Origin of the sequence: Helicobacter marmotae (assembly GCF_003364255.1) — a bacterium.
Lineage (GTDB): Bacteria > Campylobacterota > Campylobacteria > Campylobacterales > Helicobacteraceae > Helicobacter_C > Helicobacter_C marmotae.
The window spans coordinates 1-6,869 of the sequence record NZ_NXLR01000030.1 but is presented as its reverse complement, the minus strand read 5'-3'; the positions used below and the strand labels follow the sequence as shown (position 1 = coordinate 6,869).

The window sequence follows — 6,869 nt, the reverse complement described above, 5'->3', positions numbered from 1 at the left end:
TTCCCTTTCTCTAGTAGATAATTTAGTTTCTTCAGTCCTTGTCACCCCATCTAGGGCTGACAAAGTGGCAAATGTATTAGGGAATCAGGCGGTGATTCTTTCAAAGCATTCACCTCCTAAAAGGGGCTATAAAGCCTTAGAATCCTTGTAACTTAAGCACATTAAATACCATTATTAAATCACATAAACTCAGGGATTCAAGCATACACAGAATCTACATATCAATACAACCATACATTGCACTACTATACATAATGATATTTAAATCATCTTTTAAATGACTTTTTGACTAATTTTTAGATTGTTTTTAGAGCTCATTTCACACTAACTTTGATAAAAAGAGGGGAGGGAAGTATATTTATATTCTCATCTCCGCGCTGTCCTACATTCCCACACTTGAAAAGTGCAGTATCATCGGCGAAGAGAAGCTTAACTGCTAGGTTCGGAATGGAGCTAGGTGTTGCCTTCTCTCTATAAGCACGAAGATGACAATATAAATTCAACTTCAAGAAGAAAGTTATTATTGTTAAAGCCCTTGTAATTCTACAATTAGCACACTACTTTTTTTACCTTATTTATATCATTTATATCCCTAATTTATCTCTAAAAGGAATACCTTTGAATCACTTTGATTTATACAAGCATTCATAGATACACTCAATAAGGCAGTATCTCTTCATAAAAAGCCAAACGGTCTATTAGTAGTAGTCAGCTGAACACATTACTATGCTTACACATCTACCCTATCAAGCAGCTAGTCTTGCTGCGACCTTCAGGGAGAGTTTATCTTGGAGTTGGCTTCCCGCTTAGATGCTTTCAGCGGTTATCACATCCATGCGTAGCTACAGAGCGATGCTCTTGGCAGAACAACTCTTACACCAGTGGCATGTCCATCCCGGTCCTCTCGTACTAGGGACAGCTCTCCTCAACTCTCCTACGCCCACGGCAGATAGGGACCGAACTGTCTCACGACGTTCTGAACCCAGCTCGCGTACCGCTTTAAATGGCGAACAGCCATACCCTTGGGACCTGCTCCAGCCCCAGGATGCGATGAGCCGACATCGAGGTGCCAAACCTCCCCGTCGATGTGAGCTCTTGGGGGAGATCAGCCTGTTATCCCCGGGGTACCTTTTATCCTTTGAGCGATGACCCTTCCACACAGAATCACCGGATCACTATGACCGACTTTCGTCTCTGCTCGACTTGTTTGTCTCGCAGTCAGGCTGGCTTATGCCATTACACTCTACTTGCGATTTCCAACCGCAATGAGCCAACCTTTGCAAGCCTCCGTTACTTTTTAGGAGGCGACCGCCCCAGTCAAACTACCCACCAGGCATTGTCCTACTTGAGGATAACTCAAGCTAGTTAGCAGACAGAAACATTAAGGGTGGTATCTCAAGGGTGGCTCCATCTTCACCAGAGTAAAGACTTCAAAGCCTCCCACCTATCCTGCGCATAATGCTCCCATCGGCAGTGCCAAGCTGTAGTAAAGGTCCACGGGGTCTTTCCGTCTTGCCGCGGGTAGGAGGAATTTTCACCTCCACTACAATTTCACTGAATCTCTCTTTGAGACAGCTCCCATCTCGTTACGCCATTCATGCAGGTCGGTATTTAACCGACAAGGAATTTCGCTACCTTAGGACCGTTATAGTTACGGCCGCCGTTTACTCGGGCTTCAATTCAAAGCTTCGACTTACGTCTAACTAATCCTCTTAACCTTCGAGCACCGGGCAGGCGTCACACCTTATACTTCCTCTTACGAGTTTGCAAAGTGCTGTGTTTTTGGTAAACAGTCGGGAGGGACTCTTTGCTGAGACCTAATTGCTTAGGCACACCTTATCGCGAACTTACGGTGCTAGTTTGCAGAGTTCCTTAAAGAGAGTTCTTTCACGCGCCTTAGAATACTCATCTCATCTACCTGTGTCGGTTTGCGGTACGGGCAACATTAGCTAAACTTAGAGGCTTTTCTTGGCACGACGGCATCAATGGCACTCATCTTGACCCGAAGGTCGCAACAAGCTATTGGAGTTTTAGATACAGAGGCGGATTTGCCAATCCTCCAATCCACACACTCTTAAATTAGCACTTCCATCAGCTAACGCCATTTAGCCCTATGCGTCCCCCCATCGCACACTAATGTTGGTATGGGAATATTAACCCATTTTCCATCGACTACCCCTTTCGGACTTGTCTTAGGACCCGACTAACCCTACGATGACGAGCATCGCGTAGGAAACCTTAGACTTTCGGCGAAGTGGATTCTCACCACTTTTATCGCTACTCATTCCTGCATGCTCACTTCGCATCGCTCCAGCACTCCTTGCCGGTATGCCTTCAACGCTGATACGAACGCTCTTCTACCACTGTGCATCAGCACAATCTACAACTTCGGTGTCTATCTTAGCCCCGTTATATTTTCTGCGCAAAATCACTAGACCAGTGAGCTGTTACGCTTTCTTTAAAGGATGGCTGCTTCTAAGCCAACCTCCTGGTTGTCTGAGTAATTTCACATCATTTTCCACTTAGAATAGAACTTTGGGACCTTAGTTGGTAGTCTGGGTTGTTTCCCTCTTGACGATTGATTTTATCACCCACCGCCTGACTCCCAAGATAGGGCAATAGGTATTCGCAGTTTGACAGGGGTTGGTACCGCGGTGAGCAGCCCTAGCCCAATCAGAGCTCTACCCCCTATTGCTATCACTTGAGGCTATACCTAAATATATTTCGAAGAGAACCAGCTATCACCAAGTTTGTTTGGCCTTTCACCCCTATCCACAGCTCATCCCAACCCGTTTCAATGGGTACGAGTTCAGTCCTCCATAAGCTATTACACTTACTTCAACTTGGCCATGGATAGATCACTTGGCTTCGGGTCTGCAGCATCTGACTAAACGCCCTATTCAGACTCGCTTTCGCTACGGCTTCACGTTTGCTTAACCTTGCCAGATACCACAACTCGCAGGATCATTATGCAAAAGGCAGTCCATCACCCTGATAAATCATAGGGCTCTGAATGATTGTAGGCAGATGGTTTCAGGTTCTATTTCACTCCGCTCACTGCGGTTCTTTTCACCTTTCCCTCACGGTACTTGTGCGCTATCGGTGTGATAGGAGTATTTAGGGTTGGAGAGTGGTCTCCCCTGCTTCAGCCCGGATTTCACGTGTCCTGACCTACTCTGGATACTGCTACCTAAGAATCTCTTTTCGCATACGGGACTATCACCCTCTATGATATGCTTTTCCAAACACTTCTGCTAAAAGATTCTAGTGGATATTGCAGTCCACAACCCCGAATGCAAGCATTCGGTTTGCCCTCTTCCCCTTTCGCTCGCCGCTACTAAGAGAATCTCTGTTGATTTCTTTTCCTCTAGCTACTGAGATGTTTCACTTCGCTAGGTTCGCTCCTATATAAGGTAATACCTATCTCTAGGTATTGGGTTGCCCCATTGGGAAATCTACGGATCAAAGCTTCTTGACAGCTCCCCGTAGCTTATCGCAGTCTAGTACGTCCTTCATCGCCTCTATCACCCAAGGCATCCACCATCTGCCCTTACAAGCTTTTTACTTCTAAGGATACTGCCTTACTGAATGTATCGCTACATACAATAAGCAGCAGTCGCGTAATTGTAGTTAATTACTATTTTAGGCTATTAACAATAAGTTTTCAAACAACATTTAGACAAGAAGTCTAATGCAAAATTTAAGTTTAACACTCTTTGGAAGATATTCTCATAAGATACCTTCTCTTTAGGGAGGAAAGAATATGCTAAAGAAACTTGCTTATTCTCTTTACTCCTTACTTTCTTTTACTACATATAGTTACAAGAAAGCATAAAAGTGAGAGTTTTAAACCTTGCATTAAACCTCTAATCAATTTGTATCAAATCTCTTTCATATAGCTCTTGCTTATACACCTATTAGATATGAAACTCTGCCACAAAGCTTTATTGCATAAGAACATTATTGCATATAAAGGCAAAAATACATTATGCTATCTCTACATATATCTCATGTATCTCATATATCTATCCACATATACATAGTTGCAAACATACATTCACACTAGCATTCATACTAGATATACTAGATAATGTTTGGATAATGTCTGCCCTCTCAAAGCATATAGAGGATACAAGCATAAATGCTTTGCATTATATCAACAAAAGTGGTGGAGAATAGCGGGATCGAACCGCTGACCTCCTGCGTGCAAAGCAGGCGCTCTCCCAGCTGAGCTAATTCCCCTTAATAAAGGATAAATTAGTTATTTTTGAATGACTTTTGGAGTTGTGTTGAAAATTTTGAAAGGAGTTACCTTTAAGGGTAATGACCGAAAAAATTTTTAACACTCTACAAAAAGCGTCAAAAAGAACAATTTATGGTGGGCTTAGGAGGACTTGAACCTCCGACCTCACCCTTATCAGGGGTGCGCTCTAACCACCTGAGCTATAAGCCCCTTAAGCTTACTATTTAAGCGTCATTTGGAGGATCTCTGAAAACTAAGCAAGTCCATTAGAGTTATTTACCCCTCAAGCAAGTGTAAATTGATTAAAACAAATGAATGTTTTAATATGTCTCTAGAAAGGAGGTGATCCAACCGCAGGTTCACCTACGGTTACCTTGTTACGACTTCACCCCAGTCGCTGCATCCGCCGTGGGCGGTAACCAATTTAGTATCCCGACTTAAGGCGAATACAACTCCCATGGTGTGACGGGCGGTGAGTACAAGACCCGGGAACGTATTCACCGCAACATGGCTGATTTGCGATTACTAGCGATTCCAGCTTCATGTAGTCGAGTTGCAGACTACAATCCGAACTGAGAGAAGTTTTTAAGATTTGCTCCACCTCGCGATATTGCATCTTTTTGTACTTCCCATTGTAGCACGTGTGTAGCCCTAGGCGTAAGGGCCATGATGACTTGACGTCGTCCTCACCTTCCTCCTCCTTACGAAGGCAGTCTCCTTAGAGTGCTCAGCCGAACTGCTAGCAACTAAGGACGAGGGTTGCGCTCGTTGCGGGACTTAACCCAACATCTCACGACACGAGCTGACGACAGCCGTGCAGCACCTGTTTTCAAGCTCCCCAAAGGGGCACTCCACTATCTCTAGCGGATTCTATCAATGTCAAGCCTAGGTAAGGTTCTTCGCGTATCTTCGAATTAAACCACATGCTCCACCGCTTGTGCGGGTCCCCGTCTATTCCTTTGAGTTTTAATCTTGCGACCGTACTCCCCAGGCGGAATGCTTAATGCGTTAGCTGCATTACTGCAGAGACAAGCTCCACAACAACTAGCATTCATCGTTTAGGGCGTGGACTACCAGGGTATCTAATCCTGTTTGCTCCCCACGCTTTCGTGCATGAGCGTCAGTAATGTTCCAGTAGGTCGCCTTCGCAATGAGTATTCCTCTTGATCTCTACGGATTTTACCCCTACACCAAGAATTCCACCTACCTCTCCCACACTCTAGATAATCAGTTTCAAATGCAGTTCTATAGTTAAGCTATAGGATTTCACATCTGACTTAATTACCCGCCTGCGCACTCTTTACGCCCAGTGATTCCGAGTAACGCTTGCACCCTCCGTATTACCGCGGCTGCTGGCACGGAGTTAGCCGGTGCTTATTCGTTAGATACCGTCATAATCTTCTCTAACAAAAGGAGTTTACAATCCTAAAACCTTCATCCTCCACGCGGCGTTGCTGCTTCAGGGTTTCCCCCATTGAGCAATATTCCCTACTGCTGCCTCCCGTAGGAGTCTGGACCGTGTCTCAGTTCCAGTGTGTCCGTTCACCCTCTCAGGCCGGATACCCGTCATAGCCTTGGTGAGCCATTACCTCACCAACAAGCTGATAGGACATAGACCAATCCTTTAGCGAAATTCTTTCCCCCGTAGGGAGTATCTAGTATTAATCACCGTTTCCAGTGGCTATCCCAGACTAAAGGGCATGTTATCTATGCGTTACTCACCCGTGCGCCACTAATCCACTTCTAGCAAGCTAGAAGCTTCATCGTTCGACTTGCATGTATTAGGCACGCCGCCAGCGTTCACTCTGAGCCAGGATCAAACTCTCCATAAAGAATTTATGGGAGTTTGAATCATTCATTCATGATAACAAACTCTCCATAAAAATATGGGGCTTTGAGCCAAAATAAATAATGGCACAAACACTCCATAAAGAATAAAAATCAATAAAAACCCAAGAAAAGTTGCATTCAATGGAAGAGTTGCATTCTAATGTGTAGAAGCAAACTCTCCCATTATTAAGGATATTTAAAGACTTTTAAAAGATTTTTAAAATCTTAAAGATTTATGTATATTAAGTTTGTCCTTAATCTCTTAGTGTTTCTCTTATCACAAAGACTAGAAGAATCTTCATAAACTCTCACTTCATTTTTAGAATTTAAGGCTAAATATCCTACTAAAAAGACTGCAACTATGAAGCTGAAGTTAAAGAATCTTCTCAAAGTCATATTTGAGTTGTATAGAATATGAACTAAGAAATATAAGTTTTATTTACATTGCAAAAAGTAATAAAACACTCTATTTCCTTGCTTAGATGTCAAAGATCATACCAATTATAACCAGCATAAATAGCCTTAAAGCTCTTTTATTGCAAATACAAATTATGATTATAGATTGATAAAGAACAGCCATAAGATTATTCTCACAGATTACTACTTTGGCAGAGATTGCTCTTTAGATTATCTCATAAAGATACAAAGTTTATGGCTTTCAATGTTTTTATTGGATAAAAACCAAAAGACTGCATAAAATTAATGAAACCTAACCAAAAGAAGAAACCAGAAGCCCAATCAAATGGGAATGAAATATTACATATTTGAAGCTTAAATGGGGCTTAAGGGGTGTAAA

At 43.1% G+C, this 6,869-nt stretch carries 1 protein-coding gene, 2 tRNA genes and 3 rRNA genes; 1 reads left to right on the top strand and 5 read right to left on the bottom strand.

Annotated elements, in window-relative coordinates:
• Nucleotides 1-369: 369 nt before the first annotated feature.
• The 5 genes from rrf to CQA63_RS08970 form a co-directional block, all read right to left on the bottom strand.
• A 5S ribosomal RNA gene (gene rrf, locus CQA63_RS08995) occupies nt 370-485 on the bottom strand.
• A gap of 192 nt (nt 486-677) precedes the next feature.
• Nucleotides 678-3,564, bottom strand: a 23S ribosomal RNA gene (locus CQA63_RS08990).
• A gap of 602 nt (nt 3,565-4,166) precedes the next feature.
• Nucleotides 4,167-4,242, bottom strand: a tRNA-Ala gene (locus tag CQA63_RS08980).
• Between the two features lie 134 nt (nt 4,243-4,376).
• Nucleotides 4,377-4,453 (bottom strand) — tRNA-Ile (locus CQA63_RS08975).
• A gap of 125 nt (nt 4,454-4,578) precedes the next feature.
• Nucleotides 4,579-6,075, bottom strand: a 16S ribosomal RNA gene (locus tag CQA63_RS08970).
• Together the 16S, 23S and 5S rRNA genes with 2 tRNA genes alongside form the textbook arrangement of a ribosomal RNA operon.
• Nucleotides 6,076-6,635: 560 nt before the next feature.
• On the opposite strand from CQA63_RS08970, the gene CQA63_RS10465 reads away from it, so the two are divergent.
• Nucleotides 6,636-6,770, top strand: a complete 135-nt coding sequence (locus tag CQA63_RS10465; protein ID WP_280524202.1) for a hypothetical protein — start codon at nt 6,636-6,638, stop codon at nt 6,768-6,770.
• The last annotated feature ends 99 nt before the right edge of the window (nt 6,771-6,869 follow it).